Source organism: uncultured Campylobacter sp. (genome assembly GCF_937921625.1).
GTDB lineage: Bacteria > Campylobacterota > Campylobacteria > Campylobacterales > Campylobacteraceae > Campylobacter_B.
Genome location: NZ_CAKZTI010000009.1, coordinates 1 through 21376, shown reverse-complemented (window position 1 = coordinate 21376; position 21376 = coordinate 1). Strand labels below are relative to the sequence as shown.

Annotated in this window: 25 protein-coding genes; 13 read left to right on the top strand and 12 right to left on the bottom strand. The window is 45.3% G+C overall.

The window, feature by feature from the left end; translation table 11 throughout:
• Positions 1 to 312, bottom strand: coding sequence for a 30S ribosomal protein S10 (gene rpsJ, locus Q0101_RS01410; protein WP_005869011.1), 312 nt, complete (start codon positions 310 to 312; stop codon positions 1 to 3).
• Positions 313 to 593: 281 nt separating this feature from the next.
• Here rpsJ and Q0101_RS01405 point away from each other — a divergent pair, with 281 nt between their 5' ends.
• Both Q0101_RS01405 and Q0101_RS01400 read left to right on the top strand, forming a co-directional pair.
• Entirely contained in the window at positions 594 to 1925 is a 1332-nt protein-coding gene (locus tag Q0101_RS01405; RefSeq protein WP_297941603.1) for a hypothetical protein, read from the top strand.
• 82 nt (positions 1926 to 2007) lie between these two features.
• Entirely contained in the window at positions 2008 to 2343 is a 336-nt protein-coding gene (locus Q0101_RS01400) for a hypothetical protein (protein WP_297941601.1), read from the top strand.
• Between the two features lie 1107 nt (positions 2344 to 3450).
• On the opposite strand, the gene dapF is transcribed toward Q0101_RS01400, so the two are convergent.
• The 3 genes from dapF to coaE form a co-directional block, all read right to left on the bottom strand.
• Positions 3451 to 4329, bottom strand: coding sequence for a diaminopimelate epimerase (gene dapF / locus Q0101_RS01395; protein ID WP_297941600.1), 879 nt, complete (start codon positions 4327 to 4329; stop codon positions 3451 to 3453).
• 175 nt (positions 4330 to 4504) lie between these two features.
• A complete protein-coding gene (locus tag Q0101_RS01390; RefSeq protein WP_297941599.1) occupies positions 4505 to 5425 on the bottom strand; it encodes a tetratricopeptide repeat protein in 921 nt (306 codons plus the stop codon).
• A gap of 68 nt (positions 5426 to 5493) precedes the next feature.
• Positions 5494 to 6168 carry a dephospho-CoA kinase gene (coaE, locus tag Q0101_RS01385; protein ID WP_297941598.1) on the bottom strand — a complete coding sequence of 225 codons (675 nt, stop codon included), beginning with the start codon at positions 6166 to 6168 and terminating at the stop codon, positions 5494 to 5496.
• 72 nt (positions 6169 to 6240) lie between these two features.
• On the opposite strand from coaE, the gene purM reads away from it, so the two are divergent.
• The 3 genes from purM to Q0101_RS01370 are packed head-to-tail and all read left to right on the top strand — an operon-like array spanning position 6241 to position 7626.
• Positions 6241 to 7224, top strand: a complete 984-nt coding sequence (gene purM, locus Q0101_RS01380) for a phosphoribosylformylglycinamidine cyclo-ligase (RefSeq protein WP_297941596.1) — start codon at positions 6241 to 6243, stop codon at positions 7222 to 7224.
• A gap of 44 nt (positions 7225 to 7268) precedes the next feature.
• Positions 7269 to 7472 carry an Imm10 family immunity protein gene (locus tag Q0101_RS01375; protein WP_297941594.1) on the top strand — a complete coding sequence of 68 codons (204 nt, stop codon included), beginning with the start codon at positions 7269 to 7271 and terminating at the stop codon, positions 7470 to 7472.
• A gap of 13 nt (positions 7473 to 7485) precedes the next feature.
• On the top strand, positions 7486 to 7626 hold the full coding sequence (locus tag Q0101_RS01370) for a hypothetical protein (RefSeq protein WP_297941592.1): 141 nt from the start codon (positions 7486 to 7488) through the stop codon (positions 7624 to 7626).
• Between the two features lie 465 nt (positions 7627 to 8091).
• Here the strand turns inward: Q0101_RS01370 and Q0101_RS01365 are convergent, their stop codons facing one another.
• Positions 8092 to 9237, bottom strand: a complete 1146-nt coding sequence (locus Q0101_RS01365; protein ID WP_297941590.1) for an iron-containing alcohol dehydrogenase — start codon at positions 9235 to 9237, stop codon at positions 8092 to 8094.
• Between the two features lie 128 nt (positions 9238 to 9365).
• On the opposite strand from Q0101_RS01365, the gene Q0101_RS01360 reads away from it, so the two are divergent.
• The 8 genes from Q0101_RS01360 (at position 9366) to Q0101_RS01325 (ending at position 14732) form a co-directional block, all read left to right on the top strand.
• On the top strand, positions 9366 to 9509 hold the full coding sequence (locus Q0101_RS01360; RefSeq protein WP_297941589.1) for a hypothetical protein: 144 nt from the start codon (positions 9366 to 9368) through the stop codon (positions 9507 to 9509).
• Positions 9510 to 9522: 13 nt separating this feature from the next.
• Positions 9523 to 9630 carry a hypothetical protein gene (locus Q0101_RS01355; RefSeq protein WP_297941588.1) on the top strand — a complete coding sequence of 36 codons (108 nt, stop codon included), beginning with the start codon at positions 9523 to 9525 and terminating at the stop codon, positions 9628 to 9630.
• The gene (locus tag Q0101_RS01350) at positions 9618 to 9953 is read left to right on the top strand and encodes an AraC family transcriptional regulator N-terminal domain-containing protein (RefSeq protein WP_297941586.1); all 336 of its coding nucleotides are present in this window, start codon (positions 9618 to 9620) and stop codon (positions 9951 to 9953) included. Before Q0101_RS01355 ends, Q0101_RS01350 begins: the two co-directional genes overlap by 13 nt.
• Positions 9940 to 10239: an AraC family transcriptional regulator gene (locus Q0101_RS01345; RefSeq protein ID WP_297941585.1), complete on the top strand. Its 300-nt coding sequence runs from the start codon at positions 9940 to 9942 to the stop codon at positions 10237 to 10239. The genes Q0101_RS01350 and Q0101_RS01345 overlap by 14 nt, the downstream gene beginning before the upstream one ends.
• 555 nt (positions 10240 to 10794) lie before the next feature.
• Positions 10795 to 10962: a hypothetical protein gene (locus Q0101_RS01340; RefSeq protein ID WP_291938627.1), complete on the top strand. Its 168-nt coding sequence runs from the start codon at positions 10795 to 10797 to the stop codon at positions 10960 to 10962.
• 9 nt (positions 10963 to 10971) lie between these two features.
• Positions 10972 to 11727, top strand: a complete 756-nt coding sequence (locus Q0101_RS01335; RefSeq protein WP_297941584.1) for a disulfide bond formation protein B — start codon at positions 10972 to 10974, stop codon at positions 11725 to 11727.
• Between the two features lie 9 nt (positions 11728 to 11736).
• Complete coding sequence (locus Q0101_RS01330) at positions 11737 to 12624, top strand: hypothetical protein (RefSeq protein ID WP_297941583.1); 888 nt, start codon at positions 11737 to 11739, stop codon at positions 12622 to 12624.
• A 488-nt stretch (positions 12625 to 13112) separates the two neighbouring features.
• Positions 13113 to 14732, top strand: coding sequence for an AAA family ATPase (locus Q0101_RS01325; RefSeq protein WP_297941582.1), 1620 nt, complete (start codon positions 13113 to 13115; stop codon positions 14730 to 14732).
• Between the two features lie 195 nt (positions 14733 to 14927).
• Here the strand turns inward: Q0101_RS01325 and nrfD are convergent, their stop codons facing one another.
• The 7 genes from nrfD to Q0101_RS01290 form a co-directional block, all read right to left on the bottom strand.
• Positions 14928 to 15815, bottom strand: a complete 888-nt coding sequence (nrfD, locus tag Q0101_RS01320; protein WP_297941581.1) for an NrfD/PsrC family molybdoenzyme membrane anchor subunit — start codon at positions 15813 to 15815, stop codon at positions 14928 to 14930.
• Positions 15816 to 15817: 2 nt separating this feature from the next.
• Positions 15818 to 16465 (bottom strand): molecular chaperone, encoded by a 648-nt coding sequence (locus Q0101_RS01315; RefSeq protein WP_297941579.1) that lies wholly within the window; start codon positions 16463 to 16465, stop codon positions 15818 to 15820.
• 10 nt (positions 16466 to 16475) lie between these two features.
• Entirely contained in the window at positions 16476 to 17027 is a 552-nt protein-coding gene (locus Q0101_RS01310; protein WP_297941578.1) for a 4Fe-4S dicluster domain-containing protein, read from the bottom strand.
• 167 nt (positions 17028 to 17194) lie between these two features.
• A complete protein-coding gene (locus Q0101_RS01305; protein ID WP_297941577.1) occupies positions 17195 to 19486 on the bottom strand; it encodes a molybdopterin-dependent oxidoreductase in 2292 nt (763 codons plus the stop codon).
• Between the two features lie 22 nt (positions 19487 to 19508).
• Positions 19509 to 20405 carry a hypothetical protein gene (locus Q0101_RS01300; protein ID WP_297941576.1) on the bottom strand — a complete coding sequence of 299 codons (897 nt, stop codon included), beginning with the start codon at positions 20403 to 20405 and terminating at the stop codon, positions 19509 to 19511.
• Between the two features lie 11 nt (positions 20406 to 20416).
• Positions 20417 to 21130, bottom strand: coding sequence for a disulfide bond formation protein B (locus Q0101_RS01295; RefSeq protein WP_297941575.1), 714 nt, complete (start codon positions 21128 to 21130; stop codon positions 20417 to 20419).
• A gap of 9 nt (positions 21131 to 21139) precedes the next feature.
• A complete protein-coding gene (locus tag Q0101_RS01290; protein WP_169765898.1) occupies positions 21140 to 21307 on the bottom strand; it encodes a hypothetical protein in 168 nt (55 codons plus the stop codon).
• Positions 21308 to 21376: the final 69 nt, after the last annotated feature.

Genomic DNA, 21376 nt, shown 5'->3' with positions numbered 1-21376 from the left:
TTATTTGCCCATCGCGTGAACTTCGACATTGACTTCCGGAGCCAAATCAAGCTTAGTTAGCGAATCAACCGTATCTGGCGTAGCCGCTACGATGTCTAGCATACGAGCGTGAATTTTCATCTCAAACTGCTCTCTGGAGTCTTTATTTACGTGCGGAGATCTTAAAACGGTGTAGCGTTTAATCTTCGTAGGCATCGGCACGGGACCTCTGACGTCCGCACCTGTTCTTTTTACGGCTTCAACGATAGCCGAAACTGTGCGATCTAAAACTCGATGGTCATAAGCCTTGAGTTTTAACCTAATTTTTTGCATCACTTTTCCTTAATAAAGAACTTGTCGCAACGCGCGACCCTTTGTTTCAAACAAAAGACGCACATTATATAAAAGCACTCCGGCTTTGTCAAGAAAATAGCCAAATTTTATGGAAATATTTCCTTTTAATAAGGAAAAATATATAGAATTTCGAAAATTTTTAGGGTGCTGGAAATTTTCAATACAAAAATTTTTAGATAAATTTAAAATAGATATAAAAATTTTATAGGATTTTTCAGAATTTATTTCCTTTTAATAAGGAAAATTTTAAAATATCGACTATGAATGATCTGAAATTTTTTTACGAAAACCCGCCGGAATTTATGGGCTTTATTCCGCGCAAAAGAGATATCGGCTCGCCCAAAACCATAATCTACGGAGTGCTAAATTCCGGCAAAAGCGCCATGCTGAAAAATGAAATTTCAGAGCTTAAAAAAGATGAAATTTTGTATCTAAATTTAGCTGATCTACGCCTTGAAGAGGTTGTAGCGAATAATGCAATTTTTGCGGCTAGAAATAGTGCGGACAATACAAAGACTAGCGAAGCAAACGAACATGAAATAAGCAGAGAAGCTACGTTAGACGCGGAAATTTCGGATACAGGCGAATTTTACCGCGCCGCCGTAAAAAATACAGATACAAAAAATGCAAGCGCAAATGGCTCAAACAATGCAAAAAATGCGGAGTCCGATGGCGCAAAAAACAGGAGCGAAAATTTCTTCCGCAAGATCAAAGAATTTTTAGCGGCAAACGAGCAAATTTCATCGCTTTTTTTAGATAATTTTAGTAGCACCGATTTTGAAATTTCATCGCTTCAAAGCTTCGCTGGGGGGTTAAATTTAAAGCGTTTTATCATCTCTACTCGCGATAGAGAGTTGATCCTGCCGGGCTTTGAGCGGATTGAGCTTTTGCCGCTTTCGTTTGAAGAATTTATCGCCTTCGATAAGCGCCACAACGAGATAAACTCGATGATTTCGGCATTTTTAGCCCAAGGCGGCGGCGCAAAAAACCCCTTCATAGCGCCTGCCGAAATTTTAGAATTTGAGCAGAGGCTGCTTGCGGCAAACTTTAGCCGCACGGAGATTTTAATCCTCAAAGAGTGCCTAGGCTTCGTCCACGCCGCGTTTAGCGTAAATAAAATTTATACCGCGCTAAAGCCGCGCATCAAGATCTCCAAAGACGCCGTATACGGCACTATCGCCAAACTTGAGCGGGAAAATTTCATCAGATTTTTAAGCAAAGCGGGCGAGCCCGCGCGCGCAAAAAAATTATATTTTTCGCATTTTAATATGCGCGAAATTTTAACAAGCAAAAAGGATTTCCCCAAAAAATTTGCCAACGTCCTGTTCTGCGAGCTTTTGGGGCTGAATACGCCGATTTTTTACACAAAAGAGCTGGATTTTTACCTGCCTGCTCTAAAAATGGGGGTTCTCGTCATTCCTTTCAGCGACGCAGACATAATCTTTTTAAAATTCCGCAAAATCTTAAGCGCGCTCAAGAGACTCGGCATCACGAGCTTAAAAGTCGTTTCTATGGCAAACTCCGATAGGCTCGAGATTGAGGGTATTCGCTGCGATGTCGTGCCGTTTCATGAGTTCGTGCTTAGCTTCTAATTATTGACATTTCATATCATAAAAATATAAATTTTATGATATAATTTTGGCAAACCCATATCAATTACGCAAGGGAAAGCCGATGATCAAATTAAAAGACAAACTCATTTATGAAACGCTAAAACTGGTCGAATCACAAGGCGAAGAGGGGCTTTTGTGTCGCAATAAGCAAAGTGATGCGGAGTTTATGAGGCCCGTGAACGAATTCGCAGCTGCGAGTGGGCGCAACTACACATCGATCAAATCGACTCTTGACATAATTCATAAAAACTGGGGCTATCTGCAGCGCGAAAGCATTAAGGATACGGGGCTTGATGCGGGCAAGGCGTCGAAGATTTTCATCTACCGCCTATGCGAGTCAGGGCGAAGCTTTATCAAAAAATACGAAAAAGCGCTCGTCCAAAACGCCGACAAATAGCCCAAAATTAAAAATTTTAAGCGCCAATTAGATAGAATTCTTTAATTTCACGTGGAGCGACAGAATTTCATTTTTATGCGACTCGCCTTAAAAAAAGGAGATGAAAATGCTGGATTTTATAGTAAAAATGTTCGCATGGAAAGCTGAGTGGGAGGTAAAAAAGGAATATGACAAAGAATTTGGCGATCTATCCTCCATGCGCTCAATCTTGCGCTTTATAATACTTCTTATCATACTTAGCATTTTGATTAAATTTCAATTAAGCGTATGAAAGATACATTTTTAGATATTGCGCTCGTTTTATTTGGCATCGTCATGCTTGTCGCGATACGACAAAAATCTTTATTAAAATTTACAATCTTCGTCGTGATTTTAGCGCTCGCCAGAGAGTTAATCATTAGGCTTTACGCCTAGTTTCGGCGAAACCGACATGGATGGAATTTAAAATTTAAACGACAAAATGACGGCGCGACGGAATTCGGCGGGCGCAAATTTTAAATTTTGCCATAACTACTCTATGCTTTTATCATCATTAGCGAATTCTACCGCGCTTCAGGAATTGCCGCATCTATAAATCCAGCCTTTATCGTCAATGACAGTTTTACCCGCGCCGAGGATTTGCGCTTGATGTTGCGCTTTCTGCTATCAGTGGCGGAATTTCACTCGTGCGAACACGGCGGATTTTTTGCGGTGGCAGCAAAAATCATAAACCAAAAGAGCGGGTTAGAGCGTAAATTTTATAACGCTATAACGCTTAAATTCCGCAGAAGCCTAAATTAGCGCAATGCAAGTGCAGAATTCAATCAAAAAATTTCAAACTTAGTAGCAAAATTCCGTGCGCTGAAATCTTAAAATTTTATTTCATAAAATTCCGAAATTTAGGAATTAAATTTTGCAGTGAGACGGCAAATTTTACTTCGCAATTAAAATTCTCACACAAACTATCCACGAAAATTCCAAAATTTCATCATCATAAAATTTTAAAATTCCAATGTCGTATTGCAAATCTATTATTTTATAAAACGGAGTGAAAAGCGAAATTTTGTATAAATTACACTCGAAAATTTGACGAATTCTCGCGCAAACTGGCTCGAAATTTCGCCCTGCCTACTCCACGTATCCAATAAATTCGCCATCGAAAGTATGCCTAACGTCGCCGCGAAAGTAAATTTTGCCTCCATCCCCTAAGCGCAAATTTAGCGTTTCACCGCTTGCGGGTATCACGCGGATGTCGGGAGTTAGCCCCATATTTTCGACGCCTGCGATGAAGCATGCCGCCATCCCCGTACCGCATGCGAGAGTTTCGGCTTCTACGCCACGCTCAAAGGTGCGCACCTTTAAAATTTTACTTGCGAGGCGGCTTTGAACTAACGCATAATTAACGTTAGCGTTATACTTTTCACGCAGATCGCGGGCTAGCGCGGCGTCGAACTCATTTAAATCGCTAACAAAAGTTACTAAGTGCGGCACTCCTGTGTTATAAAAATACCACGTTAGCCCTGCCTCCTCAAAGCTCTCGCCAAGGCGTTTAGGACGAGTTAACATTACCTCGACGTTAGCTACTAACGCGTGAGCGTTAGGACGCAGATTGAAAATCTCGCCGAAGCTTACATTGCGTAGCTCGCCGCGCATACTCTCGCTCAAATTTCCGCCGAAAATACCGAAAATTTCGCCGCTAATTACGCCTGCACCGCTTAGGAATTTCATACTCTGCGCGGCCAAGAAATTCTCATACGCATACATGCATACCGCTCGCGAGCCGTTGCCGCACATATCGGCGCTACTGCCGTCGCTATTATAAAATTCCCACTCAAAGTTTATCCCCTCGATACCGTTAAATTTCGGCAGCACGACGATGAGTCCGTCAGCGCCTACTCCATCGCGCCTATCACATAGCTCGCGCGCTAGCTTGGATCTATCCGCCTTAACTGAATCCGTAAATATTACGAAATCATTTCCGCTCGCATTATATTTTGAAATTTTCATTATCTACCTCGCAAATTTTTAAAATTACTAACGCTCACTAACGCTTTATTAAAATTTTACTTCTATCTAAATCTAAACCTACCGCTTATTTTAGACCCTTCAAGACATGTTTTTCTAACTCGCCCGCATTAGTTAGCTGGTTTATTGTAAGGCATTTCACGCTTGATGCTAGAACTTACCTCATAGTTTTTAAATGCTCGCAAGCATCAAATCTTCCGAGCTTGCAAGCCTTTTCATAAAGCTCGCGCGCCCTCTTTTTATCTTTCGCTACGCCCCAGCCCTTTTCGTATTGATACGCCAAATTTGAGCAGGCTAGCGGTTCGTCGCTTTTTTCGCACGCCTCGCTAAAATACTTCGCAGCAAGCGCATGATCCTTTTGCCCGCCGTCGCCTTTAAAATACGTAACGCCTAAATTTACGCACGAATCCGCGTGTCCTTGCTCGCAAGCCCTATTAAAAAATATCCTAGCCCTGTCCGCGTCCTTTTTCACGCCTTCGCCGAGAACGTAACTAAGCCCTAGGTTATGGCACGCCTCTACCTGCCCTATCTTGCAAGCCTTAATCAAAAGCTCGATCGCCTTTTTCGTGTCTGGATAGACGCCGAGCCCCTTTTTATAGTTGTATGCAAGGCTCGCGCACCCCTCGCTGCTGTTTTTCTTGCAAGCATCGCCGAAAAGCTCATTCGCCCTCTTGCGATCCTGCGTTACCCCCTGCCCGTCGTTGTAGAGCATCCCTAAATAGACGCAGCCCTTCTGCTCGCCGAGCTTGCACGCCCTGTCGTAATAGCGCGCAGCCTGCCTGAAGCTTCTATTTGAGTCGTATGCATAGCCTAAATTTGCGCAATCCAGCGCGTTTTCCTCGCCGCCGGTGTCGCAGTTGCGCTGTAGCTCATTTATCACGCGGTTTAGTTTTTTACAATCCATCTCGCTCCCCGCGGCGCAGCCCTTCCTTAGATCGTCGATCTCCGCCGTAGCGCCCGTCGCAAACAGCGCGGAGAGCAAAACCGCTCGCGCCGCAAATTTCAACCGCTCTTTAAGCGGTGCGCTTTTAAATTTTTGAAATTTAGCGCCGCTTTGGGCGCGACTGCTGATTCTCATTGTTTTATCCTTTATTTTAAAATTCATCTTAATTCGCGTAGAAATTTTACGAGCTCTTGCGCAAAGGGCTAAATTTTATCTTTTAGCTCTTTTAAAAATCTCTCCACCGCGGTCTTAAGCGCGGCAAGATTGCCTCCGTTATCTATCACAAAGTCCGCCATAGCGCGCTTTTGCTCTATGTCCGTTTGTAGCTCCACGCGGTGCTTTGCGGCGACATGATCTAGCCCGTTTCGTTTCATCACGCGCGCGATCAGCGTATCTTTAGGCGCATAAACGACCGCCACTTTGTCAAAAAACTCATATCTATTGCCCTCGAAAAATAGCGGAATATCGACGAAATAGAGCTTCCCTTTCGCCTCCAAAGCCTGCGCCTGCGATAAAATTTCAGCCGTTATCTTTGGATGCAGTAGCGCTTCAAGCTTTGCAAGCTCCGCGGGGTCTTTAAACACCAGTTCGCCTAGCTTTTTGCGATCTACTGAAACGCAAGGGGCGGATAAAATTTCCTCACCAGGATTGGCGTCAAATTCCGCATGTGAACTCAAATTTTTAGCCTGTACGTCTTTTTGCACGACGTATTGCGCACCGAAAATTTCAGCTACCTGCGCGGCGCAGCGATCCAAAATGTCATGCGAAATCTTATCGGCATCGATGATCTCAAATCCGAGCCCGGCAAGCAGCTCGCAAACCGCGCTCTTGCCGCTGCCGATGCTGCCCGTGATAACGATGGCGTGTTTAAATTTCAAGGCGAGCCTTTATAGCGTTTTTATTCGATTTTAGCTAAAATCTGCGAAATTATACCATCTTGGAGGAAAAATTTGATAAGCTACAAAGACGCTGGCGTCGATATAGACGCGGGAAATGAGTTCATAAACGCGATAAAACCGTTCGTCAAAAGGGCGCAAACTCCGCACGTTTTGGGCGGTATCGGCTCGTTTAGCGGCGCGGTGAGGCTGCCTGCAGGCTACAAAAAACCTGCGATCCTAGGTGCCACCGACGGCGTGGGCACAAAGCTGCGACTCGCGATCGACGCGCGCAAATTTGAGGGCGTAGGCCAGGATCTCGTCGCGATGTGCGTAAACGACCTCATCTGCAACTTCGCTGAGCCGCTATTTTTCCTCGACTACTATGCGACGGCGAAACTCGAGATCAGCGATGCCAAAGAGGTCGTAAAAAGCATCGCCGAGGGCTGCAAACTCGCCCGTTGCGCGCTGATCGGCGGCGAAACGGCGGAGATGCCCTCGATGTATGAAAAGGGCGACTTCGACCTCGCGGGCTTTGCCGTGGGTATCGCCGAAGAAGACGAGATCGACCGCCGCAAGTTCGTCCGTGAGGGCGACGTGCTCATCGCGCTTCCTAGCAGCGGCCTGCACTCAAACGGTTTCTCACTCGCGCGAAAAGTGGTTGCCGAGCTAGGACTAAAATTTGACGACAAAGTGGGCAGTCGCGCGCTCATCGACGTGCTTTTAGAGCCGACCAAGATCTACGTCGCCGACTTTTTAAATTTAAAAGACAAGATCCACGCTCTAGCGCACATCACGGGCGGCGGCATCGTGGAAAATCTGCCGCGCGTATTTCCAAAGGGGCTGGGCGCAAAGATCGAGCATGCCGCGATCCGCACACCCGAAATCTTTAAAATCATCGCGCAAAAGGTCGAACCGGCCGAGATGATGAGGACGTTTAATATGGGCGTTGGCATGATCGTCGTAGCGCCGAAGCAAAACGCGGACTTCGTGCTAGCTAACTCGGACGGCTACGTCATCGGCGAGGTCGTAAAGGGCAGGGGCGCACAGCTCGTGTAAATTTGAAGCGGTAAAATTTGCCGTTTTTTGCCAAAGCAGAATTTATGTTTAGACTAAATTTTAAAGCAGGTGTTGCGACCGCTTCCAAAAACAGCGCCGAGAATTATTATATGATAGGCCTTGCGGACGACAAGTACGACTATAAGAACTATCTGCTTTTCCAAAGACCGATCAAGCTCGGGCGGTATGAGGACGCAGACGCGCCGCATAACGGCTTATACGCCAAGTGTAGGCGACGTATGCTATAACGGCTGCAAGGCGATGAAAATCACTAGCGAGCTTATCGTTTTTGAGATCCAAGACAGCGTCATTACCGTGGATATTCGCGGCGTTAAAATTCCCAAACGCTTCATGCAGTATTGTAAAGAAATTTTCGGCGATCTGCTTAGCATCGAGGGATAAATTTAAATACGCAGCGGCACGTAAAAGCAAATTTCGCAATCACAAATATAAAGCCGAGATTCAAATTTAACGAGCGAATTTTTAGATAGCGCGAGATAAGAGCGTTTAAGCAAAGCCATTAAACGCGATAAAACTTCGCGCCGGAGTAAAATTTATTGCAAGATTTGCGTATCAAATTCGGTACAAGTATTATGTGGCAAAATTTACTTTTCCAAACATAGCTAAATTTCACGCTCGATCCGCAGTCGTCTGAGCTTTAAATTTAGGCGCACCGCTTGTCGCCGCCACCCTCTCACAGCGAGCCTCGCGGACTTTTAAGGGATACAAGACGATCATCTCGCTATCTGCGCTGCCGCTTGTTTTTTAGAAATATCAATCTCTAGCGCACCCACACTGCCGCCTGCCTTTTCGGAAAAGGGCGATCGCTCGTCCTTTCTGTTTAAATTTTATCTATGCACTCGCGGCTTATTTTGCAAAATCTAAAATTTTAGCGATATTTTCGCGGCTGTAAAGCTCCGCCATATTCCACGCTTTAGCGTTTGTCGTGGCTACGTCTATGACCTCGTCTAGTACCTTACCTTCAATACCGAGCTGTGCCAGGCTAGTCGGCGTGCCGATCTTATCAAACCACGCCTTAAGCGCCAGGGTGCCTTCATCCGCGCTTTTAAGGCCGAAAATTTCGCGAGCGAAACGCTCAAACGCGCTTAAATTCCTATCCTTATACCACCTCATCCACGCAGGCATTACCACGCTAAGACCGGCTCCGTGCGCGCAGTCCACGACCGCACTCATCGCGTGCTCGATCATATGATTCGGATAGCCGAAGCCGCCCACGCCCACGTAGGTTAACCCATTTAGCGCCATCGTTGCGGCCCACGCAAACTCGGCGCGCGCATCGTAATCGCTCGGATCTGCGAGTAGAATTTCAGTCGTGCGGATGACGGTTTTGATGTTGGCTTCGATATAGGCTCGCACGATGTCTGGATGGACGCTAGCGGTAAAATACCCCTCGATGCTGTGGGCGATGATGTCGCTAGCACTATATACGAGATACTCGCGGCTGACGGTTGCTTGCAGCTGCGGGTTTATGACCGAGACTTTCGGGTATAGACAAGGTGCGTTGATCGCGTATTTTTGTTTGGTCTGCTCCTTGGTCACCACGCCGCCGCAGTTCATCTCCGAGCCCGTCGCGGCAAGGGTGATGATGTCAAAAATTTTAAGCGTAACGCTCGGGCTTTTGCCGGTGAAAAAATCCCACACGTCGCCCTCGTAGCAGGCGCCCGCGGCTACGGCTTTCGCCGAGTCCAGCACGCTTCCGCCGCCCACAGCAAGCACGCTATCGGCGCCAAATTCTTTAGCGAGCTTGATCGCTTCGTTTACCTTGCTTAGCACGGGATTTGATTTTATGCCGCCAAGCTGCGTAAATTCTATACCGCTTGCCTTTAAGCTGCTCTCCACGACGCCCATCAGACCGCTCTTTCGCACGCGCTCGCTACCGTATAGTACGAGAGCTTTTTTCGCGCCCGCTTCCTTCATATACTGCCCGATATGCTCCTCTTTACCCTTGCCAAATTCTATCCTCACGGGGTTGCAAAAACTAAAATTTGTCATCTTTTCTCCCTTAAATAAAGTTGCTAAATTATAGCCTTTTTTAAAATTTTGCGGTAGCACGATAGTCCAAATTTCTTGCCTAATCGTGCAAATGTAGGTGTAATCTGCATAAATTTAAAGGAGCGAGCATGAACGAAGTAGATAAAATTTTAAAAGACGCCGCAAAGATCGCAGACGAGCTATATCCCACCTACGGACACGTTCAGATGCCTATAGGGGCGCTTAGCTTCTACCGTCAAAAAAGCCCCAGACTTCATCGAGACGATCTATGAGCCCAGCGCGTGCTTGTGTCTGCGCGGCGGTAAAATGGTGGAATTTAGCGGCAAGCAGTATCGCTACGACACGCAAAAATTCCTACTTTGCGCAAACGGCCTGCCGCTTTGGGGCGAGTAGAGCACTACCCGTTTCTATCGGTAAGCATTAAATTTCAAAGCGAGGATATTCTTAAAGCGCTCAAAGAAATAGAGGAGCAGAGCCGCGCTGGCAGACTTAAAAGCAGCCTATACTTCGGTGATATGAGATACGAGATCGCGGACGCCGTTTCTAGGCTCATATCTTTGCTACGGCGAGAGCCTGCGAGCCTAAAGCACCTCGAGCGTTTGGCGATAAAAGAAATTTTATACATGCTGATCTTAAGCGGCGCCGGGGGATTTCTCAGCCGCTTCGTTATGCAGGGCACGACGGAAAACTCCATCGCGCGCAATGAGGAAAATTAAAAGCCGCTTCAAAGAGCCGATCAACATGCGCGAGTTGGCGGCCGAGCTCGGCATTAGTCCATCGTCGTTTTACCATAATTTCAAAAAAATTACCGCGCTAAGCCCACTTGATTTTCAAAAGCGCATTAGACTGCAGGAAGCTAGATATATCTTGCAAAACAGCGATAGCACGGCTTCTCAAGCGGCCTTTGACGTCGGATACGAAAGCCCGTCGCAATTCAGCAGGGAGTACGCGAGGATATTCGGCATGCCGCCTAAAGCTCACGCGCAGACGCTTCGAGGCTAAGAAGCAGGTAAAATTAAAACGGTCGGCTTGGATGAGCTTCGGTAATCTTAAAAATTTTATGTCGAGCGTAAGCCGAAATAACTACGCAATAAAGTAGCATCCGCGACAGAAACAAACGCCTGGTAGAAAAATAGGCACGTCATAAGAGGGGCAACCAAGACACAAGAGAATAATTGCGTGCAGTATGGCTAACACACTGTAAGGGGGTATCACACTACAAGAAAGCTGGCCTATACCGTAACGATAACTGCCCCCCCTGCTTGCTTGCTGCTACGCTAAAAGTCATTGCCCATCTTGTTGCTAAATTTTATAATTTCAATTGCGCAGCGTTTTATCACGCGACCTGCACAAGCAGAATCAAGTCAACCGAAACGTTTTAAATAAATTTAAATCAAGCTGAAATAGAAAAAATTTTCTTAAAAATAGCTATTTTAGCATCATGAAATTTCATAAAAAATTTATTTATACCGATAAAAACATAATTTTTAATATACGTCTAATAAGCAAAATAGTAATATTTTTACGATATTAAATTTCAGCGAGAAAGGAGAAAATATGGAATTTTTAATGGTTCTGATGTTTTTCGTCGCAGGTCTTTTGTTGTGGTTTAGACCCGAGAAAAAGCGCGCGGTTATGGGCTTTGGTATCGCGGGTATCGCGATACTCGTCATCATGATGGCGTGGGTGAATAAATTTGCCGTCGTACCTATGGGAAATTTTTAGGAGCGAGCAATGAAAAGTTTGCAAGATAAAATGCCTCAAAGCTTCATTCGCGGCGCCGAGATTTCTGCGGGCTGGGGCGAAGATGAAAAGCGGTTTTTTAATCTTTTTGCCCTTGCCGCCCTTGCCCTCATCGTCCTACCCGTAGGTATCGCGTGTTTGGTTTTGGGCTTTGGCATGGGCGATAGCCCCTGCATCATGTGCTGGCACGAGAGATTTTGCATGGTCGCGATCTCATTTATGGCCCTATTGATCGTTAGATACGGCTTTACAGTCAAATACCTAGCCGCAATCCTCTTTTTAGCATGCCTCGGGCTATACGACGGCTTTTTGCACTACAGCCTCGACGGTACCGGCGGCGGCTACCTCGACATCAAGCAGGGCTTCGGGCTTGAAATTTTAGGCGCGCACACGCAATTTTGGGTCGTAGTGGTGCATTTTTGCGTCATTATCTTTTTAGGCGTGATTTTGCTGCTAGGCAAAAACGTAGGCAAAATAATGCAAAAAAGCGAAGAGGGCGCATACGGTGCGGTTCTGCCGAGCTTCGCGCTAGGCAAGATAGCCGTGGCAGCCTTTGCGATCATCATGGCTTTTAACTGCGTGCAGGCCTTTATCACCGCAGGCCCGCCGCCCTATCTAGCCTCCGCGACGCCTTCGCGCATGAGCATCGATCCGTCAAAGTGGTTTTGGGAGCTTGATCACTGGGAGGAAACCGAAATTGACTTCCGCGAAAACTGGAATCCAAAACTACCGAATTTACCGAAGTGAGGTCGCGATATGAGAAAAATTTTAACCTTAACCCTTTTGTGCGCTGCACTGGCGCTAGGCGGCGAATTTAATCTAAATCCTGCGGACGGCGCAGTGACAAATTTAACACCATTACGTAAAAGCGGTGAGATAACATTAAATTTAAACAACAATAACCCAGTCACGGGGCTTGACTACGACGCGGCAAGCGGAAGCTTCTTGCTCGGCACGCTAAAATTCGAGCTCTACGAAATGGACGGCGAGCTAAAAACCGTAAAAAGCTATCTACGAAGCACGCCCGATTGGATAATGCAGATGGAAGAAACCGTCGCGGCGAGCTTTTTTAAAGGCTCGGTAGGGCTCATGAGCTATAATAAAACCTATGAGTTTTTCAAGCCCGCACCGAATCAAAGTAAAGAGGAAGCGAACAAGGCGTGGCGCTATCTGCACGACGGATATGAAAATTTCACGCTCGATTTCAAGGACCGCTACTCCACCGTGCGCGCTAAACAGCAGTTTATCCTCTCGTGGGATCACTCGGATTTCTACGGCGAGTTTTTCGTCGCTAGCGTGCCCGACGACATCAAAGCAAGCTGGAGCATAGCGAGCTTTAGCGATGCCGACAATCTGCTCTCGAGCGAATTCGCGCCGAGCTTCGATGAGGCTCTCGGCGTAAAAGACGGCAGGGATATAAACGACTACTATATCACGGGTATGGATGCGAGCGGCGAGTTTGTTTATCTACTCTCGAAGCAATACTCAAGCATCCTAAAGCTTGATCCGCGCAGCAGAAAGATCGTGGAGATTTATAGCTTTGAAGGCGCGAGCGACGCGCATGCGCTAGCTATCAAAGAGAGTAAATTCTACATCGCGTCCAGAGAAAGCGGCGTGAATAAAATTTTTATTTTTGAGAGGTAAAATTTAAGCCGTCTTTTGGGCGGCTTATTTAAAAATAATCTAAAACATAGTATTTAGCCCCTCGCTCATTGTCGAATTGATATCTATCAAATAACTTTTGCCAAGTCGCTTAAAGTCCATTTTGTTATAATGTCATTGTAAATTTAACCAAAAGGAGCAAAAATGAAAGAGTAAATTCTAAAACTGCCAGCATATTGCACGCCGATGAAAGCAGGCAGGATGACCCATATGCCAAATGTAGACAAAAAGAGACCGAAAAGGTTATAAAAACGATGGTAAAATAAACTCATCAAAAAGGCATCGGTACTAGGTATCGTAAATTTAGCAGACTCCACGAAGCCTGATCACTGGTGAAGATTCTCTGGACGCAGGGTGCATGGAACCAGACGGAGTAGCGTAGTATGCGGTAAGCTATTTTTCGAGGAAGAATTAGTGTAAATTTTGAGTAATTTACGAAAAATTAATATCCCCTTCAGAATGGACTAAGTATGAAAATATCAAAGGTAAATATAAAAGATTTTAAAAGATTTAAGGATCTAACTTTAGATTTAGGCAATAAGCCAGCGAAAATAATCGCATTGGTTGGTACTAATGGATGCGGCAAAAGTAGTGTTTTAGATGCTTTTATTGCATGCGGAAGAAGTTATGGTGGGAACATTGGGAGCGGTAGTATACCGGAAATATTCTACAGAACAGACAATAAGAATGCGTATGAATTAATATCGATTGAATATTTAGATGATGAGGGCAATATAATTGACAATAGCGAATTATATCATAATCATGATTTCTATAAGAACAATAGGAGAATTATTTTTTCATTCAGAAGCCCATATCGTTATAACACTAGTTTAAATATCAGCGAGATTAGAGCAACAGACCACATTGAAAACAATTCCGATGGAGCAAGCTGTTCATTAAATTTAGACAGTAAAGTAGAGAATAATTATAGAAGATTATTGGGATTTTATAACAAATCTATGGAAGAGAAAGATATTAGGCCATCTGAAGCTAAGATCGAAGTCATGGGCTTATTAAACCAATCTATAAAAAACTGTTTAGATTTAGAAATTGTTAGTTTAGGAAATGTGGCACAAAATAATGGTACGCTAAATTTTAAAAAATCAGATTCAGATATAACATTCTCATTTGATAGTCTCTCTGCCGGAGAAAAGGAAGTTGTTGATATTTTATTAGATTTATTTTTAAGAAGAGAGAAATATAAAAATTCTATATTCTTATTAGATGAGCCTGAATTACATATCAATACAGCAGTTCAGAGAAAATTAATAATAGAAATAGATAAACTAATAGATGATGGAGGTCAAATTTGGATTGCAACTCACAGTATTGGTTTTTTACGGGCATTTCAAGAAGAGCTATCTGGGAAATGTCAAGTTATTCACTTTGAAGATAATATGAGATTTGCTTCAGAAGCTATAACATTGACCCCGGTTGCAAATAATAGAACAACATGGAAATCTATTTTCAGCACAGCTCTAGATGACTTAACTGGATTAATAGCTCCTAATAGAATTATTTATTGCGAAGGACGAGATGGACCCAGACCAGATGGCTCTGAAAGAGGGCTTGACGCTCAAGTTTTAAATAATATTTTTAATACAGAGTATCCAGATACTGTTTTCGTCTCTAGCGGTGGAAATACAGAGTTGGATCAAAGAAGTTGTATTGCATTGGCGATATTAGGCAAAGTATTTCCTGATATGGAGATTTGGGTATTTAGAGATCGAGATATGGCATCAGGAAAGCTAGTATCAGAAAAAGAGAGGCTAGAGTACTTAGCTAATCAAGATGTAAGATTTAGAGTAATGAAAAGGTGGGAAATCGAAAACTATTTATTTGATGAAGAGGTATTGAGAAAATATTGTGAAGTAAATCAAAAAAACTTTGATGAAGTTAAATACAAACAAAATTTTACAGATTTAGTAAATTCGGATGTTAAATCACAATTTTCGCTGATCAAAAGTATTTGCTCAATTTCAACCCCTATTAGCTCTGATAAATTTAAAATAAACTTATCAGAGCTAATAACTTCAGATATGAGTGTTTATCAAGAATTAAAGTCCTGTGTATTTGATAGAAAATAGTTATTTAACGAGCTATGATGTCTGCTGCCAAATTTAATATCATAATCTATCAAATGTGGTTAAATTTTACCCACAATATTTAAAATCAAGAGTTATGTAATGTTGTGTCTCTTTTGGTGGCCTATCGAAAAATCACAATTTAAAGTTAAAATTTAAAGGTCGGACTTGCGCCCGACCAGTATCAGAAAGGAGGAGTTAAAATATATAGACCGCGCCGAGCACGATAAACGCTCTTAAGCAAAAGCCGCCCACAAGCACGCCGTATTCGTTATAAACACAGCTTTTTACCTCCTCGCCGCCGTGCGCGCAGATGCTGCCGTCCGCATTCACGCTGCAGCTGCGAAACATAAATTTACTTCCGCCCAGCAGCGGCAGAGCAAGTCCAAACATGACAAAGCCTATCCAAAACATCGGCGCAAGCGAGCCGCTGACTATCTTAGTTACGCTAGCCATACCCGCAGCCTCACTTCTCACGCTCGCAAACAGCGCTAGCACCGCAACGATCTCGAGCGCGACTAGCACGACGTGAAATTTATGCGCGCAGTGGCTTAGCCCGTGCCCTGCATTTAGCGTAGCGGCGGCGTTCGCACTAAGCCCCGTAGAGATCGCGGAGATCGTAAATAAAATCGGCAGCCACACGCTAGCCCAAAGCGGGATCGCCTTTACGACGTAAAGCAGTAGCCCCGTATATCCCACCACTCCAAGTGCCAAAATAGCTCCGAACGCGAGCATCATATCGCAAATTTTACCGCTCTTTTTGATCTGCAAAAGCACCAAAACGCTAACCACGATGAAAAACGTAAGCAAATATGTGCCTATGCTCATCATCGAAACCGGGCGCGTGTAGAGCTGTAAAATTTTAAGAGGATTTATCGCGGCGCTCGGCGCCAAGTCAAACAGCAGAAGTGCGGTTCCTATTATTACCGCAACGGGTGCTAGCAGAAAGCCGAATTTATAAAACCTCTCGTTTAATGAGCCCAAAAAGCCTTTGTAAGCCAAAGCCGAGCACAAAAACGCCCCGGCGCCTAAACCGCCTAAAAACAAATAGATGACTATGAGCCATCCCCAAGTCGTCTGTACCATTGTCATTCCTTTAAATTTTTAAAAATTTCAGGATCTTTTAGCGCACTTTTCAGCGCATCCATCTCGCTATTTAGGTAGAGATTTAAAAAGCTCCCGAAACTCTTCCAAAGGTCTAAATTTGCGTGCTCGTCGCAACGAGCGGCAAATTTGCAAAACCACTGCGACGGATGAGCGGCGATAAATTCCGCCTTTTTACGCAGAATTTCGTTAAATTTAGCCTCATCCTCCGCTTTTAGCGCGCTAAAACTTAGAAAATAAAGATATTGCAGCTCGTACCCGATGAAATCGTCGGGAAATTTATCAAGCTGCGCATCCTCGAGTTTTAGCCCAGAGCTCTCGTAAAAGCTTCGCACCTGCATTGTCTTTGCCCCGAACATCGTTTGATAGTCGAAATACACCGACTCGTAAGGCTCGGCTTTGGGGCGCTTAGGACCTACGAAGAGCCTATTGAATTCGTAGCGAATTTCATCAATTAAGTTTGGCTCGCTTTTGCATTCGGCAAATTCGAGGATAAATTTATGCTCTTTAAGCTTAGGCGCAAAATCCTGCGTCAAATTTAAAAGCTCGTCCAAATTTTCACCGGTAAGAGGCACCAAAAATACCTGCCTCAAAAAGTCCTCGACGCAAAGACTCTGCTTTAAATTACGCATCTTTTTATCCTTAGTGGATAAACTCATTGCGCTTCATACGAGGATAGAAGCGGATGTTCGGCTTAGTAAAAAAGCGCTTAAAGCCCGGCATCTCTTTCTCCATCCCCGCGCTATCGCTCACGTCGCTATCGACTAGCTTTAGTACATCGCAAGGGCAGCCCGCCACGCATGCAGGCTCCTCGCCGCGCTCGAGCTTCTCGGCGCAGAGGTTGCACTTTTGCGCTTTGCCGTCTTTGTCTTTGGTTATCGAGCCGTAAGGACAGGCTACGATGCAGTATCCGCAACCGATACATTTATCGTGCAGCGGCTGAACTATGCCGTTTTCAAGCTTAATGTAAGCTCCTACGGGGCAAACGTCCATACATGCAGGCTCATCGCAATGGTGACACGAATGCGATATGAAAATTTCCTTTTCGATCTCATCTTCATGGATTAGCATCATATCGACATGGCGCCAGTTGATATCGGGGTCTTGGTTATGATAGACCTGACATGAAATTTCACACGCCTTACAGCCTATGCAAAAGTTGTAATCAAATAAAAATCCTTGTTTTCGTTTCATTTTTTCTTCCTTTACTTCTCGGGCGAACAAAGTCCGCCCTGCGAGCGGAAGCGCAAGCGCTCCCTGCACCCACCTAAAGCACAACACGACTTTCGGTCGCGTCGTATTTGTTTACCCTAAGCTCCGTATCGCCTAAAATTTAAACATTAGTCGTAAGACAAGCAGACTCAACTCATCTGCTGCGCCGCTTTTCGCACTTCGCAAAAGCTTGCAGTATAGGTCGATCCGTTACCCAAATCGCTCACTCCGTCCGAGCAAAGGATGTTCGCTCCCGTGCGAGATTTGGTGACTTTGACCCAGATATTATTCCATGCATAGACGATGCCCGGCTGCATCTGATTAGTCTCAACCGCCGTAAATATCGCCGTGCCCTTTTCATTCGTGGCTTCAACCGTATCGCCCTCTTTGATACCGCGCGCCAGCATATCCTCGCGCGTCATAAATAGCTCGGCGTTGCCCTTTACGATGACGCGTTTTAGGATGTAGGGCATATTGCCCCAATTTGAGTTATCCTGAAGCTGTGTACCCGGCGTCATAAAATAAAGCGGATACTTTTTCAAATAATCTTTGCCGAAATTTTTATGCCTTTCGTAGTAATCCCAATCGTCGTCGAGATCGATTACCGGGTGATAGCCTGCGTCCTTGAAAGCTTCGGAGTAAAGCTCGCACTTGCCGCTTTTAGTACCGAATACAAGCTTGTCCTTCGGCGCATAAGGGTAGTAAGGAAACTGATCCTTCATCGTCTCAGGCGTCCTAAACGGTTTGATCCAGCCTACGCTTTTTAGCTTTTCGTAGGTGATATTTTGCTTTTTGGCAAATTCCGTATCCAAAAACCTTCTGCAAACCGTCTCGCTATCCCAGTCGAAGCACTCCTCGGTATATCCCATCGCCTTGGCTAGAGCGTTAAAAAATTCTAAATTCGTCTTGGCTTCGCCCAGCGGCTTGACGCTTTGGGCGTTGTAGCAGACATAGCCTGAAATTTGATCGTTTTGAATATCTTCGCTCTCCATAAAAGTAACGCCCGGCAATACGTAGTCAGCGTAATCGCAGGTGTCGGTATCGTAAGGATCGATGACTATCAAGAAAAAATCGTCGTCCATCACGCGTTTTTTGATTAAATTCGTATTCGGCGCCGTTACCATTAAATTTGAGTTGTAGTTGATACAGGCGCGAATGACCGTATTTATCGGCTTACCCAAATAGGTCGGATTTTCCTTTTGGATGCCTTTGCCAAATTCTACGTAGCTTACCTGCTGGCGCTCTATCTTTTTACCCTCCGCATCTTTCGGCGAAAGATCTGGCATACAGTTATCGAAGTTAAAGCAGCCCTTTACATGCACGTAAGCCCAGAATAATCCGCCGCCAAGTTTTGTAAGGCAGCCCGTAAGTACCGGCAAGAAAGTAACCGCGCGCACTAGCCTTGCTCCGTTAAAGTGTCTTTGGCCGCCGTCGCCGTGCATAATGGCAGGCGCTTTGGCGTGGGCGTATTCTCGCGCAAAGACTTTGATCTGATCGACGCTTGCTCCGCACATTTCAGATAGTTCGCCATAAGTGTAGAGTGAGCACTCATGTACTAGATCCTCAAAGCCGGTTGTATATTTTTCTACGAATTCATGATCATATAGATCTTCTTCTATCAAAAATTTGCAGACCGCTAGACAAAATGCCGGATCGCTCGAAGGCTTTAGCTGGATAAACATATCGGCTTGGTTTGCGAGCGGAATTCTGATCGTATTTATGACGATGATCTTGCCGCCTCGTTTTTTGACGCGGTGGGCAAATCTAATCCAGTGCACCGCCGTATAGGCTTCGTTTGAGCCCCAGCTGATATACATATCGCTCTCATCCACTTCCAGCGCGTCTTTTGAAAAGTCCGTGCCGATAACGCTCGGCGTGCCCGCATAGCGCGGCCAGTCGCACGGGTTACGTACAAGCCTTGTAGCGCCGTATTTTTCAAAGAAATTTCCCGGCGCGATCGTCTTTGAGATATGCCCTTCGTTGCCCGAATAGACAAATTCCGTCAGCGCCTCGCCGCCGTATTTCGCCTTGATCTCGGTAAGCTTCGCGGCTATCTCTTTTAGCGCTTGATCCCAACTGATGCGCTCCCATTTGCCCTCGCACTTTTTACCGACGCGCTTCATCGGATACATTATGCGATCGGCATTGTATAGATGCATTGCGTAAGTATGACCTTTAACGCAGACCGTGCCTTGCGTTAAAGGGTGTTTCGGATCGCCCTTGATACTAACCATCTTACCGTCTTTGATCTCTGCGATCATCGAACAGGCGTCGCGGCAGTTTCTAGGACAGGTGAGATAGTGATACTCTACGCCCTGCTCGTTTTTATAGGATTTCGGTTTAAAATCCACCTCAAACTGCTCCATACCAAATAGGCTTGGAGAGGCTCCCGCCGTAGCCAGAGCCGCTCCCGCGCCTTTTAAGAAAGAACGTCTTTGCATCTCTTCTCCTTAAATGTGGGCTTTATTTCATATCGTATATGAAAACTTTATTTTCTTTGCCTTCGCGCGAAAAAACATAAAATTTGCCGTCTTTCACCGCAAGCGCTCTTGCGTTTGCCGCCCCGCTAAAACTATACGCATCCTCAATTGCATGCGTTTGTAAATTTAGCTTTAAAATGGTCGAGAAATTTTTACTCAAAAGATAAACGGCATCAGGCTGAGCGTCGATGCCCGTGACATAGTATTCGCCTAGACTCCTGCCCTCTTTTAGCTTTAAATTTGAGCCGATTTGCGGAATAAACTCCTCCAAAATCATCTTATCGTCGCCGTCAAACACCGCCACGCTCCAATAATCTCTCACGTCGTTAGGCACGGACGCAACGATAAATTTATTCGCAGCCGCGTCGTAATCCCAGCCGAGGATATATTGCTGCTTTGCTCGAAGCGTGGAGAAGCGCCCTTTGTTGCCGAGATCATTTAGCTTCCATTTATCCCAGCCCTCGGTCAAATGCCTCCATTGGCTATTTTGCTCCTCTGCACTAAGCCCGTCCGTAGGCTCATAAAATACGAAGGTTTTATTAAAGCTTATCATGCCGAGCTCGTTTTTGTACCACGCTGCGCCCACGGTCGCTTCCATCTCCATTATAAAGTGGCGATCGTGCTTGCCGTATCTAAGCGGCTTTAAATTTTCGTCCGCAACGTAAAATTCGTTATTTTTCGAAACCAGCGCAAACTGCTTTTTATCTGCGTCGTAGTCCGCCCCCGTAATCGGTGCGTCGTTTTGTAGGCTTAAACTCACTTCAGCACTCGGTGCGCCGAGCTCTTTCACGCCTTCAAGCGCGCCCGCTTTGCTATCAAGATTAAACTCAAACCCAAACGCCAGAGCCGCTAGCGCCATAAAAATCATCAGCTTTTTCATCTTTTTGCTCCTTAGTTTGGCAGATCCGGAAGCTCCGGATTCCAATCAAATCTAAAATCAAGCGCGCTTTGCCAGTGATCTTTCTCCCAAAACCATTTGGCGGGATCAAGACTTAGTCTAGCCGGCGTACTAGAGCCTAGATACGGCGGCGGGCCTGAGACAATGAAAGCCTGCGCGCAGTTTGCGGCGATGATGACGATGAAGATTAAATTTGCAATCTTGCCCAGAGGCAAATAGCGCAAAAACTCGCCGTATTCGCCGCTCGTGCTCTTTTTCATTATCTCACCTAAATTTTTGCTACATAAAAATATGACCGCCAAAAATGCGATTACGCAAAAATCCACGACGATGACCCAAAGCTGCGTGTGCGCACCTAAAATTTCAAGTCCGAAACCCTGCTTTATGTCGAGGTAGCCGCCGAACGTCCCATCAAGGCTGTAGTGGATAAAGCCGTTGAATATCCCCCAGCAAGCCATTAGCAAAAGCGCCGCGACGTAGCCGGGTCTTAAGCCGTATCTAAGGATAAAAAGCGCGATAAGGCTGATGGCTATCATCGTGATCCTCTCCGCCCAGCACATCACGCACGGGCTATCCCCCATACCAAAGCCCAGTATCAAGCAGGCTATACCGACCGGGAGCGCCACGAGGGCAATGATGGCTAGCGACATTAGGTTGAAAAATCCTCGCTCGGCGGCGGGAATTTGATTTTGTTCTAAATTTTGCATATCGCCCTCCTAAAAGTTGCCTACCGGCACGACGACCCATAAATTTACGTAAAACTCGAGCGCGATCAGTATCGCGCAGCCTGCCGCCGCACAGCCCGTAGCTAGATTTTTCCTCTGCGGCTTAAAATATAATATAAGCCCGCTGATCAAAAATAGCGTCAAAATAAGAAATTCCATTTCAAACCGTCCTTTCCTAATAAAATTTAATCCTAAGCATGCTTATTCTTAAAGAAATAATATAACTTT